Raw genomic sequence first — 16,392 nt, 5'->3', positions numbered from 1 at the left:
AGGGCATGACGAACCTGCTCGAACCCGAGCCGACCCGGTTGCCCGAACGGGTGGACGCGCAGGCGGCGCTGGACGCCGGCACCGACCCCGCCGAGGTCGCCGCGGAGCACCCGGACTTCAGCGAGGCATGGGCCGCGCTGGCCGAGCGTTCCCTGGACGCGGGAGAAATCATCGCCGCCTACGCCTACGCGCGCACCGGGTACCACCGGGGCCTCGATCAGCTGCGCCGCAACGGTTGGAAGGGCTTCGGCCCGGTTCCCTGGAACCACCGGCCGAACCAGGGCTTTCTGCGCGCGCTGGCCGTGCTGAGCAAGGCCGCGGGGCGGATCGGCGAGTCCGAAGAGTACGAACGTTGCCGCAAGTTCCTCGCGGAATCGGACCCTGCCGCGGCCGAGGCCACCGGCCTGGCGTAGATCGTCGGCCGGACCATCGTCACCCGCGAAGTTCGGCGCGGTTGCCCGGGGCCGGAACGCCGCGCAGCCGGCCGTCCAGCCAGGCGAAGGCGGCCGGGAAGGCGAAAGCCACCGACATGGGTCGGCACGGCCGGCGGGTCGAACTGGACGGTCGCGCCGAGCGCACATCACGAACGCGGCATGGCAAGGCCTTGGGCGTACGGGACGATGTCGTCGGCGACGCTGTGCGCGACGAGGACCGGCGCGGCCGGCTTCCGCAGCCCGGTCCGCTGCTCGGCGACAGCCGCGGCGTAGGGCTGCTCGCCGAGGTAGTCGGTGATCGGGCGGCCGTCCGCGGTCAGGTCCTTCGTCTGGGTGAAGGCGGGCTTGATGAGTCCGTCGGCCGTGCACTCGGTCTCGACCTGGGCCTGTACCTGCCTGCCCTTGTCGTTGAGCAGGGACGGGATGTCCAGCCCGGGGTAGGCGTAGTTCATGCTCGCGACCGCGAAGAGCAGGAACGCGGCGGCGTAGTGGCCGTCGAGGTTCTTCGCCACCGCGGCGAGATCGGCGGGTGGGGCGCCCGCGAAGGCGCCTTTCAGGTCGGAGGGTGGATCGTAGAAGCCGGCGGCGCTCGCCGAGGCCGCGCCGGCGACCCGGACAGCCATGATCAACGTCAGGACGGCCGCCGAGCGCAGGCGACGCATCTGGCACGCTCCCCGATCAATTTTCGACACCGTTGTCGGAAATCAAGGATTCAGTGAGGTCCTCCCAATGTCAATCGCACGAAAGCGTGGACCTGGACGTCCACGGAAACTCCCGGTAACCGAACAGCGGGAGCTCGTGCTGGTCGCCGCGCGCCACGCGTTCGCCGAGCACGGCGCACAGGGCGCCACCATCGAGCAGATCGCCCGGCGGGCAGGCGTGAGCAGGCAGGCCGTATACGAGCAGTTCGGCGACAAGAACGCCCTGTTCGCGGCAGTCGTCGAGCAGGTGGAGGAGCTTGCCTGCACCACGCTCGCGGCGCGCGGCGCCGGGGACGCCGACCTCGACCTGAAGTCCTGGGCACGCAAGAACTTCGCGACCATGTTCGCCTTCGTCGCCGAGCACCCCGAGGCGATGCCGCTCCTCCAGGAGGCCGAGCGCGCGGGCAACCCCGCGCTGACCCGGCTCAGGGGACGGCTCGCCCAGGTGTTCACCGAGGCCAGCCGCCGGCGCTGGACCGCCCACGGCATCGAACCCGGCTTGGCCGACACCGCGCTGGTCACCATGTACTTCGCGATGACCGAGGCGCTCGTGAACCTGTCGTGGGACGGGGACCCGCCGGATCGCGAAGCGCTGATCGACCTGTTGACCGAGTTCACCGTCGGCGGCGTGCTCCGGCTCTACGGCCAGGCGCCCGACGTCATCGCCCGCGTCCGGGGAGACTGACCGCCTTCCCACATTTCGGGAACCCGTGCCGCCAGGCGGAATTCGGCCGTAACTTCGGTCGCATGGCGCCAGCTCAGCTCGCGATCATCGGAGCCGGGCCGCGCGGCGTCGGTGTGCTGGAACGGATCTCGGCGAACGCGACGGAGCTGGCCGGCGAACTGGTCGTGCACCTGATCGACCCGTTTCCCCCCGGGGCGGGCCGCATCTGGCGGTACGAGCAGTCTCCGCTGCTGCGGATGAACTCGATGGCCGAAGACGTCACCATGTTCACCGACGAGACCGTGCGCATCGACGGTCCGGTGCGGCCCGGACCGTCCCTGTCCGAATGGGCCGAAGGGGTGCGGACCGGCGAGATCCACTACCGGCTCGCCGACGGTCTCGACGCCGAACTGAGCGCTCTGACCGGCCGGTCCTTCCCCACCCGCCGGCTCGCCAGCGCCTATCTGGACTGGGTGTACCGCACGGTGCTCGACGCACTGCCGCCCACGATTTCGGTTGTCGAACACCGCACCCGCGCGCTGCGCATCGACGACAACCTCGTCTCGCTCGAGAACGCGGAGGTCCTGCGCGCGGACGCCTTGCTGCTGACCGTCGGGCACCTGGACGCCGAACCGGATGACGCCGCCAGGAGCTTCGCCGAGTTCGCGGACCGGCACGGCCTCGCCTACTACCCGGCCGGCTACACCGCGGACGTGGACCACACCGCGCTGCGACCGGGCGAAACCGTGTTGGTGCGTGGGTTCGGGCTCGCGTTCGTGGACCTGATGCTGCTACTGACGGAAGGCCGCGGCGGCCGGTTCACCGAGGGGCCCGGCGGGCTGGCCTACCACCCGAGCGGCGCCGAGCCGATCCTGCACATCGGTTCGCGCCGGGGCGTGCCTTACCACGCGAAACCGGGCTACTCGTTGCAAGGAGCACCACTGGAGTTGCCGCGGTTCTTCGGCCCCGGCACGGTCGCCGAGCTGGCCAAGGCGGACCAGCTCGACTTCTTCGACGACGTGTGGCCCCTGGTCGCCAAGGAGATCGCGTGGGGTTACTACTCGGAGCTGTTCAGCGCGCATCCGGACCGCGTCAGCATGAACTTCACCGATTTCGCCGACGCCTTCGCCGCCTTGCCCTGGGATGGCGACGAAACGCGCGTGCTGGTCGATCGCGCGGTGCCGGACGAACAGGACAGGCTGGACCTGCGCCGCCTCGACCGGCCGCTGGAGGGCGAACGGTTCGACACCGCCGAGGAGTTCGGCAAGCACCTTCGCGAGTACATCGAAGCCGACCTCGCACGCCGGGCCGATCCCGCGTTCAGCGCCGACCTCGGGGCCTTCATGGCCCTGCTTTCCGTGTACGGGCAGCTGCCCGGCCTGGCCGCGACCGGCAAGCTGACGCCCGGCTCGCAGGTGTCCGATCTGGACGGATGGTGGCACGGGTTCTTCAACTACTTCGCCAGCGGCCCGCCACCACGCAGGCTCGACGAACTGCTCGCGCTGCACCAGGCGGGCATAGTTTCCTTCCTCGGCGCGGGAATGCGGGTAACGCTGGACACCGAACACGGTCTGTTCGTCGGCGGCGGCGAAAGCTTTCCCGGCACCGTCGAAGCATCCGCGCTGATCGAGGCGCGGCTGCCCGAGGCGAGCGTGCCCCGGGCAGCCGACGGCCTGCTTCGTTCGATGCGCGACGCCGGTGAACTCGCCGAGGAGCTGGTGCGAGGGCTGCCGTCCGGCCGCATCCACACCCGGGTCTCGGACGGGCGCCTGCTCAACGCGCACGGTCACGCACACCCGCGCCGGTTCTCGCTCGGCCCGCACACCAGCGCACGCTCGGCCGCCGCGTTCACCCGGCCCCGCATGAACGCCCTGTCGTTCCGGCAGAACGACGCGGTCGCCCGAGAGATCCTGAAAGTCCTCAAACACACCGATCCAGCATCCCGCTGAGAGCGGACTTTTCGGCGCTGTCGACCGTGAGTGCCCACCGGTACTTCACCGCGATCCACATCTTCGCGTACGTGCACCAGTAGCTGGTGAGCGGCGGCTTCCACCTGTCCGGCGACTGGTCGCCCTTCTCCTGGTTGACGTTGTCGGTCACGGCGATCAGCTGTGGATCCGACAGGTCGTTGGCGAAGGACTGGCGCTTCGCGGTCGTCCACGACGACGCTCCGGTGCGCCAGGCGTCGGCGAGCGGCACGATGTGGTCGATGTCCACATCGGACGGGCTGGTCCAGGTCGCGCCGTCGTACGGGCTGTACCACCGGCCGGACGTCGGCGCGCAGTCCGGACCGGTGGTCACGTTCGTGCCGTCCCGCTCGAGCACGATCTCACGGGTGTTGCAGCTGTTGCCCTGGTCGATCCAGTGCGGGAACTTGTCGCGCGAATAACCGGTCAGCGAACCGTCGGCGTCGACGGTCAGCGCGGCGAGTTCCGAGCGCGCGGTGGGCTCGGAGGGAATACCGGGCGGGGTCGCCATGGCCGGGGTGGCGAGGCCAGCGACGAGTGTGACCGAGACCCCCAGGACGGTCAGGGAACGGCGAAACCTGAGCATGTTGCCGCCTTTGGTCGACGATGGGAACTTCGTGACCTTCGACCATGAAAGTGGCGGTTGCCAATACTGCTGGGCAATTACCCGACGACAGTCGGTTGACAAAGGGGGTCTGGGGGTCTGGGGGCTTGGCTTACGCCTGCCGGGCGGCTTCCCGGATCAGCAAAAGATCCTCCGTGTGCCGGTACCAGGTCCAGCGGTCGACCGCCCGCGGATGATCGACCCCGTCGTAGCTCGGCTTGACGGGCGTGCAGCCGATCTGGAACGCCCGCGCCGGGAAAGTCTCTTCGCGCCCCAGCAGCCCCTTGCGCACCCGGACCCGAAGCCCGGCCTCGCTGTCCGGCCACACCTCGATCGAGCGGGCAGTGCCACGCAAAGCGACCGTGTCATCGCAGTACGCGACACCGCGGACCTTGCCGATTGTGCCGCTCGCCACCAGGACCCCGCCGGAGTCGTCGCGAACCAGCGGCACCGGCCGCGGCTCGGCACCGAGTGCGACCTCCGTCGCCCGGGCGGGGTCGGTCGGCAGACCCCACCGCCGCGCGACCGCCGAGGCGGGGTCCACGGGCACGAAACCCACCGCGGTATCGGCGAGCTTTCCCTTACGCAGCAAACGAAGGACGACAGCCGCGAGATCCGCGTCGGTGCCCGCGACGACCAGCGGGACACCCGGGTGCGCGGACAGGAGCGGGTCGAGGGCGGCCTTCCCCGGTCGCTCCGGCACACGCTCGACCGGGCCCGGCACGTCCAGTTCCGCCACGCCACAAACCAGCACCAATCGCCGCACCCTGACATCCTCCGTTAGGCTCATGCATCGGCATTCACCGACTTAATTCGCCGAGTACCTGGAGTTTCACATGCCGGCCATCGTGCTCATCGGGGCCCAGTGGGGTGACGAAGGCAAGGGCAAAGCCACCGACCTGCTCGGCGAGGCCGTCCAATGGGTCGTCCGCTATCAGGGCGGCAACAACGCCGGGCACACCGTCGTGTTGCCCAACGGGGAGAACTTCGCGTTGCATCTGATCCCGTCCGGGATCCTCACCCCGGGGGTGACCAATGTCATCGGCAACGGCGTGGTGGTCGACCCCGGGGTCCTGCTCGAGGAACTGGACGGCCTCGAGAAGCGTGACGTGGACACCAGCAGGCTGCTGATCTCCGCCGACGCGCACCTGATCATGCCGTACCACGTGGCCATCGACAAAGTCACCGAACGGTACCTGGGCAGCCGCAAGATCGGCACCACCGGGCGCGGCATCGGTCCGTGCTACCAGGACAAGGTGGCGCGGGTCGGGGTGCGCGTGCAGGACCTGCTCGACGAGAAGATCTTCCGCCAGAAGGTCGAGGCCGCGCTGGAGTTCAAGAACCAGGTCCTGGTCAAGGTCTACAACCGCAAGGCACTCGACCCCGAGCAGGTCGCCGACGAGGTGCTGGCCGCGGGCGAGAAGTTCGCGCACCGCATCGCCGACACACGGCTGCAGCTCAACAAGGCCCTCGAACGCGGGGAAACGGTGCTGCTGGAAGGGTCGCAGGGCACCCTGCTCGACGTCGACCACGGCACCTACCCGTTCGTGACCTCGTCGAACCCGACGTCCGGCGGCGCGAGTGTGGGGTCGGGCATCGGGCCCGGGCGGATCACCACCGTGCTCGGCATCCTCAAGGCGTACACCACGCGGGTGGGCTCCGGCCCCTTCCCCACCGAGCTGCACGACGAGATGGGCGAGCACCTGCGCAAGGTGGGCGGCGAGTTCGGCGTCACCACCGGCCGGTCCCGGCGCACCGGCTGGTTCGACGCCGTGATCGCGCGGTACGCGGCCAGGGTCAACGGCATCACCGACTACTTCCTGACCAAGCTCGACGTGTTGTCCGGGCTGGAGAAGGTGCCCATCTGCGTCGGCTACGAGGTGGACGGCTTCCGCACCGACGACATGCCCATGACGCAGACCGACGTGCACCACGCCGTCCCGATCTACGAAGAGCTCCCCGGCTGGTGGGAGGACCTCTCGGAATGCCGGACCTTCGACCAGCTCCCGGCCAACGCGCGGGCCTACGTGGAGCGGCTGGAGGAGCTTTCGGGCGCCCGGATCTCCGCCATCGGCGTGGGCCCCGGCCGGGACCAGACCATCGTCCGCCACCACTTCCTCTGACCACACCGCGAGTCCCGCACTCCCGTAGCGCGAGTTCCGCTCGCGCGACGGGAATGGAGGGCTCGCGGGGGTGGTTGGCCCAGATATGAGGATTGGGGTGGCCCTTGCCGCGACGAACACCGACAACTACGTCGACGCGATGGTCGGTCAGGCCAGGGAAGTCGCCGCGGCCGGGATGGGCTCGGTCTGGTTCGGCCAACGTTTCGACTACGATTCCCCGTCGCTGGCGGCGATCGTCGGGCGGGAGGTTCCGAATCTCCAGGTCGGCACTTCAGCGGTTCCGGTCTTCGGCCGGCATCCGATGCTGATCTCGTCGCTGGCGCAAACCGCTCAGGCGGCCACACACGGTCGCTACCAACTCGGCCTCGCGCTCGGCGCCAAAGCGTTCCTCGAAGGAGCCTTCGGCGTTCCCTACTCGCGACCGATCGCCCTCCTGCGGGAATTTCTGACCGCGCTCCGCCCGCTGCTCGACACCGGTACGGCCGACTTTCACGGCGAGCTGCTGACCGCCGCCCCACCGCTGCCGGGCAAGGTGCCCGGTGCCCAGCCGCCGGTACCCATCCTGGTCGCGGCGATGGGGCCGCAGGCGCTGCGAGTCACCGGTGAGCTTGCCGACGGCACGCTGCCCTACCTGGCCGGGCCCAGGACATTGAGCGAGCACATCGTGCCGGCCATCACCGCCGCCGCCGAACGGGCAGGCCGGCCGGCGCCGCGCATCGTGGCGTTCCTGCCCTGCGTGGTCACCTCGGACGCGGACAGGGTGCGGGAAGCCGCGGTCGAGCAGTTGGCGTTCTCCGAGAAGGTGCCTTCCTATCAACGGGTCATCGGTTTGGAAGGGGCGTCCCGCGCTGCCGATCTGGCCGCGATCGGCGACGAGGAAACCGTTGCGGCACACGTGGAACGGTACTTCGAGGCGGGCGCCAGCGAGGTCGTGGTCACCGCGACGGATCTGGGCGGGGAAGCCGACCAGCGGCGCACCTGGAAGCTGCTCGGCGAGATTTCCCATACCTGATCGCACGACGGGAAGGGAGAACTCGCGCGCTCGACGTGGGACTCGCGCGGCGGGAATGGAGGACTCGCGGGGGGTCAGCCCGGGCGAGCCGGCCAACACGCCCATCAGGATCGGCGGTCCATACCTTGATCGTGAGCCCGCCGGTGTCCACCGGCAACCTGGCTACACCTCTCGCAGTTCCCGCTCGACCGCGGCGAGTTCCTCGTCGGTGCCCTGAACCTTGGGGCCGGTGAACCACTTCCGCGCCGACAACACCCACCACAACGCCGCGCCACCCAGCACGACGAGGAACGCGACCGGCGTGTAGTTGAAGTTCTTGGTCGTGACCGGCGAGGCCTGTGGCAACATGAACAGGGTGAAGATCAGCACCACCCAGATCGTGGCGACGATCCCGATCGGGCGGCCCCACCGGCCCAGGTGCCACGGCCCCTTCTCGAACGCGTCGCCCTTACGCACCCGCAAGAACACCGGGATCACGTAGGCCACGTAAAGCCCCACGGTCGCGATCGAGGTGACGGCGGCGTACGCGGTTGCACTCCACAGGTACGGCACGGCCAGGATGAACGCGCCGACCGCGGCGAACCAGACCGAGTTGGTCGGCGTCCGGGTGCGCTTGTTGATGTCGTGCCACACCTTCGATCCCGGAATCGCGCCGTCGCGCGCGAAGGCGTAGATCATCCGCGAGTTCGCCGTCACGGACGCCATTCCGCAGAACAACTGGGCGCCGATGGCGATCAGCAGCAGGAACTTCCCCGTGGTCGCGCCGGCCGCGTCGATGAAGATCTGCGCCGGTGGTACCCCGGTTTCGGAGTTGACCGCGCCGTCGTAGTCCTGGATCGCGAAGGTCAGCCCGATCAACAGCACCCAGCCCGCGACCAGGGACACCAGGATGGAGTTCACGATGCCGCGCGGCCCTGCCTTGGCCGCGTCCCTGGTTTCCTCGGTCATATGTGCCGAAGCGTCGTAACCGGTCAACGTGTACTGGGCGACGAGAAGGCCGAGCGCGAAGACGTACGGTGCGACGCCCCACCCGGTGTTGTTCACGAACTGTCCGAACACGAAGGACGCGGACTGGTGGTGATCGGGCACGAACGCCAGTACCGCGACGATCACCAGCACCCCGGCGAGATGCCACCAGACGCTGACGTCGTTGAGCACGGCCACGAGCCGCACGCCGAAAGTGTTCAGCAATCCGTGCACGACAAGGATGATCGCCAGCAGGAGGATCGTGTGACCGGGAGTCGCCGCGAAGCCGAACTGCAGGTCGAGGAAGGCGTTCAGGAACAACGCGGCACCGAAGTCGATGCCCGCGGTGACCGCGATCTGCCCGATCAGGTTGAACCAGCCGGTGAACCACGACCAGGCGGCGCCGCCGGAGGGTGCGAGCTTGGCCGCCCAGTAGTAGAGACCACCCGCGGTCGGGTAGCTGGAGCAGACCTCGGCCATGCCGAGGCCGACCAGGATGACGAACACCCCGACCAGTGGCCAGCCCCAGATCATCGCGGCCGGGCCGCCGGTGTTGAGGCCGAACCCGTAGAGGGTCAGGCAGCCCGACAGGATCGAGATGATCGTGAACGAGACGGCGAAGTTGGAAAACGCCGACATCGACCGCTTGAGCTCCTGCGCGTAGCCGAGTTGGTGTAGGCGCCTGCTGTCCTCGTCCACGTGCCACCTCGTCAAAGGTCTGCGAGCGAACCATCAGGGTTCGCAGAACGTAAGCCCGGCGCCGATCACCGGTCAAGAGAGCGCGCCGATCCCGGCGCGCTCTCCTGGTGCCGACGCTGTTCGCTACGAGCGCACGGCGATGAGCGCGGTGTCCGGCTGGTCGGCGAAGAACCCGTCGATCCCGGTCGCCAGGAAGGCCGCCTCCTCCGCGAAGACGTCGCCCCACGCGGCGGGACTGCTCGACGACCGCAGGTTCGCCGGCAGGAAGCTGTTCTCGTTGCGGAAGGTGTACGGCACCACCTTGAGCCCGGCGTCGTGCGCATCCTTCACCAGGGAGGTCGGCGCCGCCAGGTTGCCGGCCGCGTCGCGCGGGATGATCTGCGCCTTCTCCGGGCCGAGGTAGTCGGCGTAGGTGGAGATCTCCTTCAAGCCGGCCGGGGTGACCAGATCGGCGTAGGTTCGCGGGTCTCCCTTCGCGACGAAGTCGGCGGGCGCGCCGGTGGCCGAGGTCAGTTGCACGAGCGGCACCCGCACCTGCCTGTGCAGTGCCTTGAGGTTGGACACCTCGAAGGACTGGATGACCACGGGTGCGTCGCGCCGGTTGAGACCATTGCCGTTGAGGATGTCGACCAGCCTCGGTTCGGTGGGCATGCCGATCGAGGAGAAGTAGGTGGAGTGCTTGACCTCGGGATAGGTGCCGAGGGTGCGGTGCAGTTCCCGGCCGAGCCGCCTGGTCAGGTCGAGCACCTCCTGGTAGGTCGCGATCTGCCACCGTCCGTTGTAGATGGTGTTGTTCGGCCGGACGTCCGGGATGCGCTCGGTCGCCCGCAGGGTCTTCAGCTCGGCGAGCGTGAAGTCCTCGGTGAACCAGCCGGTCAGCGGGGTGCCGTCGATCACCTTGGTCTTCTTGCGGTCGGCGAACTCGGGGTGCTTCGCCACGTCGGTGGTCCCGCCGATCTCGTTCTCGTGGCGGGCGACCAGCTGGCCGTCCTTCGTGGGCACGAGGTCGACGTCGACCCAGTCGGCGCCCTGCCGGAAGGCCAGCTCGTAGGAGGCGAGGGTGTGCTCGGGCCGGTAGCCGGGGGCGCCACGGTGCCCGACGATTAGCACGCCGTGGCCGTCGACGTTGTGTGCCTCGGTCTCCTCCACGGCGGCGCCGGGCGCGGCCGCGCCGAGCAGCGCCAGTCCGGACAGCATTAGGACCGCCAGTTTCTTGGGCATAGTGAACGACCTCTCGATTGGGGAACTGATCGCCACTGTCACGACAAAGCGCCGCCGGCACCACAAAACGGAGGGAACGGCTCGCTGACGACCGGGTGAACACCCGCAAGCCGCTCGCCGGGGTCCGGTTACAGTCAGGGCGTGCGTGTCCTGGTTGTGGGTTCTGGTGCCCGTGAACATGCGTTGGTACTGGCCGCGTCGCATGACCCGGCGGTGACCGCGCTCGCCTGCGCGCCCGGCAACGCGGGGATCGCCGCGCTTGCCGAGCAGCTCGGAGTGGACGTGGCGGACCCCGCCGCGGTCGCCGAGCTCGCCAAAAGCTGGCGGGCGGACCTGGTGCTCATCGGCCCCGAGGTGCCGCTCGTCGCCGGGGCCGCGGACGCGGTACGAAAAGCCGGCATCGCCTGCTTCGGACCGTCCGCGGCGGCCGCCAGGATCGAGGGCTCGAAGGCGTTCGCCAAGGACGTGATGGCGGCCGCGAAGGTCGCCACCGCGCACAGCGAGGTGGTCGACAATCCGGCGCGGCTCGACGCGGCACTCGCCCGGTTCGGCCCGACCTGGGTGGTCAAGGACGACGGTCTCGCCGCGGGCAAGGGTGTCGTGGTGACCGAAAACCTCGACGCGGCCCGCGCGCACGCGATGACGCTGCTGGAAAACGGGCACGCGGTACTGCTCGAATCCTTCCTCTCCGGACCGGAGGTATCGCTGTTCTGCCTGGTGGACGGCACGACAGTGGTGCCGTTGCTGCCCGCGCAGGACTTCAAGCGGGTCGGCGACGGCGACACCGGGCCGAACACCGGCGGGATGGGGGCCTACGCGCCGCTGCCCTGGGCGCCCGCCACCCTGGTCGACGACATCGTCGGCGGCATCGTGCAGCCGGTCGTCGACGAACTCGCCGCCCGCGACACCCCGTTCACCGGGCTGCTCTACGCCGGGCTCGTGCTCACCGCGGAAGGTCCGCAGGTCATCGAGTTCAACTGCCGCTTCGGCGACCCGGAGACCCAGGTCGTGCTCGCTCTGCTGGACACCCCGCTGGCCGGGCTGCTGCACGCGGCGGCCACCGGCAGGCTCGCCGAGCACCCGCCGCTGGAATGGCATCCCGGTGCCGCGGTCACCGTGGTGATCGCCGCCGACGGCTATCCCGGCGTGCCGCGTGCCGGTGACGTGATCACCGGGTCCGAGGCCAACGGCGTGCTGCACGCCGGAACCCGCCGCCGGGACGACGGAGCCGTGGTCTCCCACGGCGGCCGCGTGCTCGCGGTCGTCGGGGTCGGACCGGATCTCGCCTCGGCCAGGGAACAGGCCTACGAACGGGTCGGAAAGGTGCACCTGGCCGGCTCGCACCACCGGACGGACATCGCGCTGCGGGCGGTCAACGGAGAAATCACGGTCCCGTAGGGAACCCGGGTCGGCATTTTCGTCCAAACACCGCTCGCCGGTTGGTAGCCTCGTTGCGTCGACTACCGTCCGTACCCGGGGGTGCGCACCATGACAGACAACGTCACGACCATCGGCTCCCTGGGCCACGCGGTGCCGGGAGTGCCGGGCGTCGCCGACGTCCACGTCGAACCAGGCAATCTGCTGCAGGTCGCGAAGATCATCAACGACCAGGCCGACGCGCTCGACGACCAGCTCCGGCAGAAGCTGATCGAGCTGCGCATCGACCCTCCCTCGGCGGACGTGGTCAGTGCCACCGCGGTGGACGCGTGGAACCGGCTCGTCGCTCGCGGTGAGGGTTCGTACGCGGCTCGGGTGCAGAACTACGTCAAGAATCTCCGGGACCTCGCGACTCAACTGCGTGCGGCGGCGAAGCAGTACGAAACCGGCGAGGACGACAAGTCCGCGGCGTTCGGGGACCGTGGTGTCGGCCAGATCTAAAGGGGGTCTGGGGGCTTGCCCCCAGCTGAGCGCCGCGCTGGCCGTGGTGGCGCTGGCCGGGTGCACCACGAGCGTCGGCGGGATTTCCGGCCCGGCGCCGGTCGCGCCCACCTCGGCCGGCCTGCCCGCCCGCACGAAGGAGCTTTCGCTGCGGGGCGTGGACCCGTGCAAGCTGCTCACCGCGCAGCAACTGGATCAGCTCAAGGAGAACGGCACACCACGCCCGGTCGCGCGGGACACTCAACGTGACGGTCCGACGTGCGCGTTCGACGTGGACGCCGCCCCGCCCACCTACACCTACTACCTCGAAACGATCACGAACGCCGACATCGACGACTGGCTTACCGGCAGCCACCGGAAGCCGAGCATGATCACCCAGCCGGTCGAGGTGCCGGGGTTCCCCGCGCTGATCAACTACCCGCCGGTCGAGGGCGGTGTCCAGGACTGCGAGACCCTGGTGGGCGTCGCCGACGGGCAGACCCTGCGCGCGCAGATGGCGCCCGACGACAGCTCGTTCAGCCAGCAACAGCTGTGCGAGAAGTCCACGAATTTCGCCGAACTCGCCGTGCAGACGCTGAGCGCGGCAGGTGGGAAATGAATACCTCGCGGCCGGCAAGGCGATCACAGCGCGCGCCTGGGGCCGAAGGCCGCGGAGGCGGGCCGTCTGCTCGTTTCCGTTCGCGCGCAAGATCGCGAGAAGAAGGAGCGGTGTGAAATGACCATGTTCGACAGCGGTCGCTACGACCTCCCGACGCTGATCGAAAAGCTCCGCGATCAGCGCTTCGACGGCTACGACGCGAATCAGCTCGCGACCGAGGTGGAGAAGTTCCGGTCGGGCGCGGGCACCGCGAGCATGGGCAACGCGGTGGCCGCGCTCAAGTCCGTGGTCGGCGCCCTCGCCGCGACCGACACCACCCTGCGCAAGCAGCTCGCCGCACTCGGCGTCACGTGGCAGAGCAAGGCCGGTGGGCAGGCCAGCGCCGTGCTGACCGAACAGGCGGGGTTCGCCGGAAAGGCCACCGACAACGTCACCCAGGCCGCGCAACTGATCTTCGAGCAGGGTGAGGCGTTCAACCGGACGAAGAACAAGCTGCCCGACCCGCAGGCGTTGCGGCAGGGCGAGGACGGCTTCACCTTCGCCGACTCCATGTTCAGCCTGTTCGGCTTCGAAACCGATCACGCGAAGGCGGTGAAGTCGAGTATCGAGGCCCAGGCACAGACGATCGACGCGCTCAACGCCTATGCCCATGACAGCGGCGACTACCTGGCCTCCTCCCAGGCGGTGCCGGAGCCGGAGACCCTCGACACGACGGTGCCTCCGCCCGCCGGTGCCGGCCTGCCGAAGGTGGGCTCGCCGGGCGGCACACCGTCCATTCCGGACAGCTCGCCGACGATAGCCGCCGGCGGCAAGGATTCCGGTCCGGTGGGTCCGGTGACCAGGCAAGCCCCGGTGCAGCGGCCCGTGGTCGCGCCCGCGGCGGAGGCGCCGACTCCGGCGGTCGGGATTCCGGCCGCGGGCGGCGTCCGTGCCCCGTCGCAGGGCGGCACAACACCACAGGGCGCGACCACACCGAGTTCCTTCGCCCCACCGCGGACGGCGCCCATCACGCCGGTGACGCGGACCGGCAGCGAGTTCGAGCGTCCTTCGCCCGGCCGAAGCGTTCCCGGGCCCATCGCGACCGGGCCCATCGCGACCGGGCCCGGTGGACCGGTCACCGGCGGTGCCCCCACCGGCGTTCCCGGCACCCCCGGCGATGTCTCCACCGGGAAGCCGGCCACCGGCGGCGCCTGGGGCAAGCCGGGCGTCGGGGGTGGCGGCGAGGGACTTGGCCGGTCCGTCCCGCCCGGCGGCGGGGAAGCCCTGCTGGGCAAGGGAAGGTTGTCCGGGGTGAACACACCGGCACCCTCCTCGAGCACAGCCGTCGGGCCCGGGTTCAGCGCGACGAAGGCACCGGGAGGGGTCGGCGGGATCGCCGACGGCGCCACGGCGGTCGGCGCGGGGGCCGTGGGTGGCGCGACCAACGGCGAGCAGGAGCGCCGCAATCGCGGTTTCGGCCGGGGCACCGCCACCGGACGTGGGAAGCCGGTGCGGCAGATGGACATCGGCGACCTTCCCGAAGAGGAAGAAGCCAGGCGGGCAAGCCGGGCCACGCCGCGGACGCCCAGCCGCGAGCGCACGCGCGCCATCCTCGAACCGGCCGCGACCCAGGACGGGGACGAGGACGCCGAGCACGTCCGCCGGTACGGCGTCGACGACAAGGACCTGTTCACCGACCAGCGTGAGGTCTCGCCCGACCTGATCGGCGACCGCCCCCTGCCGGAAGAGCGATGACGGGGATTGTGCTGTCGGCCCTCGAATTCGACGTGCTGTGGGAGGCCGAGCGGCTGCCGCCGTTGCATCCCGCGCTGCGCGTGCCGAGCCCGGGCCGCACCCACACCGAGCGCCGTGCCCTGATCGGGCAGGCGTGGGAATCGCTGCGCGCACGCGGACTGGCGCGCGGTGAGCGGGTTTCCGGTGAGCTGATGGACCAGCTCAACCTGCTAACCCACCCGAAGGTGAGCATCGACAGCTGGGTGTGGACCGACCGGGAGATCAAGGGGCTCGCCGTGAGCACCGGACGGCAGGCGCTGCTCGCGGTGGTGGACGGTGGCGAGGTGTGGCTCATCCCGGCGCGCGACACGTCGCTGCCGGAGTCCGCCGTGTCGGTGGCAGGGGACCTGCACGCGGGCGTCGGCCACTCGGTGAGCGTGCCGCACGACGTGCTCCGCGCCGCCGACGCCGATGCCGCGGGAGAACCGAAAGCGCTGGTCACGGCCCTGAACGACCGTGGCGTGGAACTGTGGGAGGCGCAGGAACTGGCGGGCATGCTGGTCGGGATGACCGCGCGCGGCCAGTTCGGCGTCGAGCGAATGGGCCGGGACGGGACCATGCACCGCGCGGCCAGGGTGATCGCCTTCTACGACACCGACGCCGGACGGTATCTGGTACAGGTCGCCGGGACCGGCGGCCGCGACTGGGCCACCGTCGCGCCGGCCGACAACCAGCTGATCGCCGGCCGGATCTGGGAACTGCTCGATGAGGTGTGAACAGACCGACTCGAACCGCGGCAAGAAGCCGCGGAGAAGGCGGTTCCAGGGAACCACGGCGGTATGTGGGGCGTCTCACGTGCGGTATTCGTCGAGGGGAGGGTGCGGGTGTGATCGAGAACGATCCGGACTCGCTGGAGCACGTGGCCGGGCAGGTCGAGAAGATCCATGACCATTTCCAGGACTCCAAGGCGAAGATGACGGGGATCGTCGGGGAGAACCCGTTCGGCGCCATCAAGCATCCGGACGAGCGGCCCGGGGAACACCCGTCGGACGGCGTGGCGAACACGCTCGGGTCGTACCGGGACGGTATGCACAAGCAGTTCGACGCCGCCTCGCGGCTGATGTTGTCCGCCGGCGGCGTGCTGCGCGATGCCGCCCGAGCGATGCGGGAAACCGACGCGGCGGCGGCGGACAGCCTGACCGTCAAGGACGGAAGTCCGCGGGTCTGATCGACTAGGGGGAAGTATGGTAGCCGCGCCGGGTATGCCGCCGGAGTGGGCCGACGTCACGGCCAAGGCCCAGCAGGTGGAAAGGCTGAATCCCGCCGGGATCCAAGGCGTCGCGGACCAGTTCAACCAGGCGTCGCGGGACTCGGCGGACCACACCGTCGCGTTGCGGAACGCGACCGCCGCGCTCGGCGGCGGCACGTGGTCCGGTCCGTCCGCGGACGCCTTCTTCGACTACGTCAAGAAGATCGCGGACGCCGGCCAGAAGGTCAACGACCATCTGGACGAGGTGTCCCGCGAACTGTCGACGCTGCAGGGTTCGCTTTCCGACATCAAGAACCAGATCCAGACCATCCAGCAGCAGGCCCAGACGCAGATCGACGACGCGAACAACGCTGCCGTGGCGCAGGCGAACGCGGCGGAGGCGCAGGAGAAGGCCGTCCACGACGGCAAGGAGGGCACGGTCATGCCGAGCCCGACCTCCGCCGAGATCATGGCCACCAACGCGCGGAACACCAGCACCATCGCGGCCGGCGCCCGCGACCATATCCAGACCCTGCTGAACAGCGCGAACGACCAGATAAACC

At 69.6% G+C, this 16,392-nt stretch carries 16 protein-coding genes and 1 pseudogene; 12 read left to right on the top strand and 5 right to left on the bottom strand.

Going from position 1 to position 16,392, the window contains the following annotated elements:
* Window positions 1-5: 5 nt before the first annotated feature.
* Window positions 6-413: a DUF3151 domain-containing protein gene (locus tag VJT49_RS10790; RefSeq protein WP_324164612.1), complete on the top strand. Its 408-nt coding sequence runs from the start codon at window positions 6-8 to the stop codon at window positions 411-413.
* A gap of 167 nt (window positions 414-580) precedes the next feature.
* On the opposite strand, the gene VJT49_RS10785 is transcribed toward VJT49_RS10790, so the two are convergent.
* Window positions 581-1,096, bottom strand: a complete 516-nt coding sequence (locus VJT49_RS10785; RefSeq protein WP_324164611.1) for a lipase family protein — start codon at window positions 1,094-1,096, stop codon at window positions 581-583.
* Window positions 1,097-1,232: 136 nt separating this feature from the next.
* Between VJT49_RS10785 and VJT49_RS10780 the strand changes: the two genes are divergently transcribed.
* Window positions 1,233-1,820 carry a TetR/AcrR family transcriptional regulator gene (locus VJT49_RS10780; protein WP_324164652.1) on the top strand — a complete coding sequence of 196 codons (588 nt, stop codon included), beginning with the start codon at window positions 1,233-1,235 and terminating at the stop codon, window positions 1,818-1,820.
* Between the two features lie 62 nt (window positions 1,821-1,882).
* The gene (locus VJT49_RS10775) at window positions 1,883-3,748 is read left to right on the top strand and encodes an FAD/NAD(P)-binding protein (protein ID WP_324164610.1); all 1,866 of its coding nucleotides are present in this window, start codon (window positions 1,883-1,885) and stop codon (window positions 3,746-3,748) included.
* Here VJT49_RS10775 and VJT49_RS10770 read toward each other — a convergent pair.
* Both VJT49_RS10770 and VJT49_RS10765 read right to left on the bottom strand, forming a co-directional pair.
* Window positions 3,720-4,352, bottom strand: coding sequence for an HNH endonuclease family protein (locus VJT49_RS10770; protein ID WP_324164609.1), 633 nt, complete (start codon window positions 4,350-4,352; stop codon window positions 3,720-3,722). The genes VJT49_RS10775 and VJT49_RS10770 overlap by 29 nt on opposite strands.
* A 130-nt stretch (window positions 4,353-4,482) precedes the next feature.
* Window positions 4,483-5,136 (bottom strand): hypothetical protein, encoded by a 654-nt coding sequence (locus VJT49_RS10765; RefSeq protein ID WP_324164608.1) that lies wholly within the window; start codon window positions 5,134-5,136, stop codon window positions 4,483-4,485.
* Between the two features lie 70 nt (window positions 5,137-5,206).
* Between VJT49_RS10765 and VJT49_RS10760 the strand changes: the two genes are divergently transcribed.
* Window positions 5,207-6,493, top strand: a complete 1,287-nt coding sequence (locus VJT49_RS10760) for an adenylosuccinate synthase (protein ID WP_324164607.1) — start codon at window positions 5,207-5,209, stop codon at window positions 6,491-6,493.
* A gap of 85 nt (window positions 6,494-6,578) precedes the next feature.
* Entirely contained in the window at window positions 6,579-7,505 is a 927-nt protein-coding gene (locus VJT49_RS10755; protein WP_324164606.1) for an LLM class F420-dependent oxidoreductase, read from the top strand.
* 162 nt (window positions 7,506-7,667) lie between these two features.
* Here VJT49_RS10755 and VJT49_RS10750 read toward each other — a convergent pair whose 3' ends face one another.
* On the bottom strand, window positions 7,668-9,110 hold the full coding sequence (locus VJT49_RS10750; protein ID WP_324164651.1) for an amino acid permease: 1,443 nt from the start codon (window positions 9,108-9,110) through the stop codon (window positions 7,668-7,670).
* Window positions 9,111-9,293: 183 nt separating this feature from the next.
* Window positions 9,294-10,391 carry a glycerophosphodiester phosphodiesterase gene (locus VJT49_RS10745; RefSeq protein ID WP_324164605.1) on the bottom strand — a complete coding sequence of 366 codons (1,098 nt, stop codon included), beginning with the start codon at window positions 10,389-10,391 and terminating at the stop codon, window positions 9,294-9,296.
* 141 nt (window positions 10,392-10,532) lie between these two features.
* Here VJT49_RS10745 and purD point away from each other — a divergent pair, with 141 nt between their 5' ends.
* The 7 genes and pseudogenes from purD to VJT49_RS10710 all read left to right on the top strand — a co-directional run.
* The gene (purD, locus tag VJT49_RS10740) at window positions 10,533-11,789 is read left to right on the top strand and encodes a phosphoribosylamine--glycine ligase (protein ID WP_324164604.1); all 1,257 of its coding nucleotides are present in this window, start codon (window positions 10,533-10,535) and stop codon (window positions 11,787-11,789) included.
* Window positions 11,790-11,879: 90 nt separating this feature from the next.
* A complete protein-coding gene (locus VJT49_RS10735; RefSeq protein ID WP_324164603.1) occupies window positions 11,880-12,269 on the top strand; it encodes a hypothetical protein in 390 nt (129 codons plus the stop codon).
* Window positions 12,253-12,867: a DUF3558 domain-containing protein gene (locus tag VJT49_RS10730; RefSeq protein WP_324164602.1), complete on the top strand. Its 615-nt coding sequence runs from the start codon at window positions 12,253-12,255 to the stop codon at window positions 12,865-12,867. The genes VJT49_RS10735 and VJT49_RS10730 overlap by 17 nt, the downstream gene beginning before the upstream one ends.
* Window positions 12,868-12,984: 117 nt before the next feature.
* The gene (locus VJT49_RS10725) at window positions 12,985-14,601 is read left to right on the top strand and encodes a hypothetical protein (protein WP_324164601.1); all 1,617 of its coding nucleotides are present in this window, start codon (window positions 12,985-12,987) and stop codon (window positions 14,599-14,601) included.
* Complete coding sequence (locus tag VJT49_RS10720) at window positions 14,598-15,356, top strand: ESX secretion-associated protein EspG (RefSeq protein ID WP_324164600.1); 759 nt, start codon at window positions 14,598-14,600, stop codon at window positions 15,354-15,356. The genes VJT49_RS10725 and VJT49_RS10720 overlap by 4 nt, the downstream gene beginning before the upstream one ends.
* A gap of 110 nt (window positions 15,357-15,466) precedes the next feature.
* Complete coding sequence (locus tag VJT49_RS10715; RefSeq protein WP_324164599.1) at window positions 15,467-15,808, top strand: hypothetical protein; 342 nt, start codon at window positions 15,467-15,469, stop codon at window positions 15,806-15,808.
* A gap of 16 nt (window positions 15,809-15,824) precedes the next feature.
* A pseudogene (locus tag VJT49_RS10710) lies at window positions 15,825-16,121 on the top strand (WXG100 family type VII secretion target); the annotation flags it as partial.
* Window positions 16,122-16,392 lie beyond the last annotated feature (271 nt).

The sequence above is a fragment of the Amycolatopsis sp. genome, assembly GCF_035276945.1.
Classification (GTDB): Bacteria; Actinomycetota; Actinomycetes; order Mycobacteriales; family Pseudonocardiaceae; genus Amycolatopsis_E.
The sequence above is the reverse complement of the archived record's forward strand: the minus strand, read 5'-3'. Positions and strand labels throughout refer to the sequence as shown.

Coding starts and splice junctions, on each gene's coding strand:
- VJT49_RS10720 (WP_324164600.1), top strand. CDS start 14,598: ATGACGGGGATTGTGCTGTCGGCCCTCGAATTCGACGTGCTGTGGGAG.
- VJT49_RS10735 (WP_324164603.1), top strand. CDS start 11,880: ATGACAGACAACGTCACGACCATCGGCTCCCTGGGCCACGCGGTGCCG.
- VJT49_RS10750 (WP_324164651.1), bottom strand. CDS start 9,110: ATGTCGGCGTTTTCCAACTTCGCCGTCTCGTTCACGATCATCTCGATC.
- VJT49_RS10770 (WP_324164609.1), bottom strand. CDS start 4,352: ATGCTCAGGTTTCGCCGTTCCCTGACCGTCCTGGGGGTCTCGGTCACA.
- VJT49_RS10760 (WP_324164607.1), top strand. CDS start 5,207: ATGCCGGCCATCGTGCTCATCGGGGCCCAGTGGGGTGACGAAGGCAAG.
- VJT49_RS10755 (WP_324164606.1), top strand. CDS start 6,579: ATGAGGATTGGGGTGGCCCTTGCCGCGACGAACACCGACAACTACGTC.
- VJT49_RS10785 (WP_324164611.1), bottom strand. CDS start 1,096: ATGCGTCGCCTGCGCTCGGCGGCCGTCCTGACGTTGATCATGGCTGTC.
- VJT49_RS10790 (WP_324164612.1), top strand. CDS start 6: ATGACGAACCTGCTCGAACCCGAGCCGACCCGGTTGCCCGAACGGGTG.
- VJT49_RS10725 (WP_324164601.1), top strand. CDS start 12,985: ATGACCATGTTCGACAGCGGTCGCTACGACCTCCCGACGCTGATCGAA.
- VJT49_RS10775 (WP_324164610.1), top strand. CDS start 1,883: ATGGCGCCAGCTCAGCTCGCGATCATCGGAGCCGGGCCGCGCGGCGTC.
- VJT49_RS10745 (WP_324164605.1), bottom strand. CDS start 10,391: ATGCCCAAGAAACTGGCGGTCCTAATGCTGTCCGGACTGGCGCTGCTC.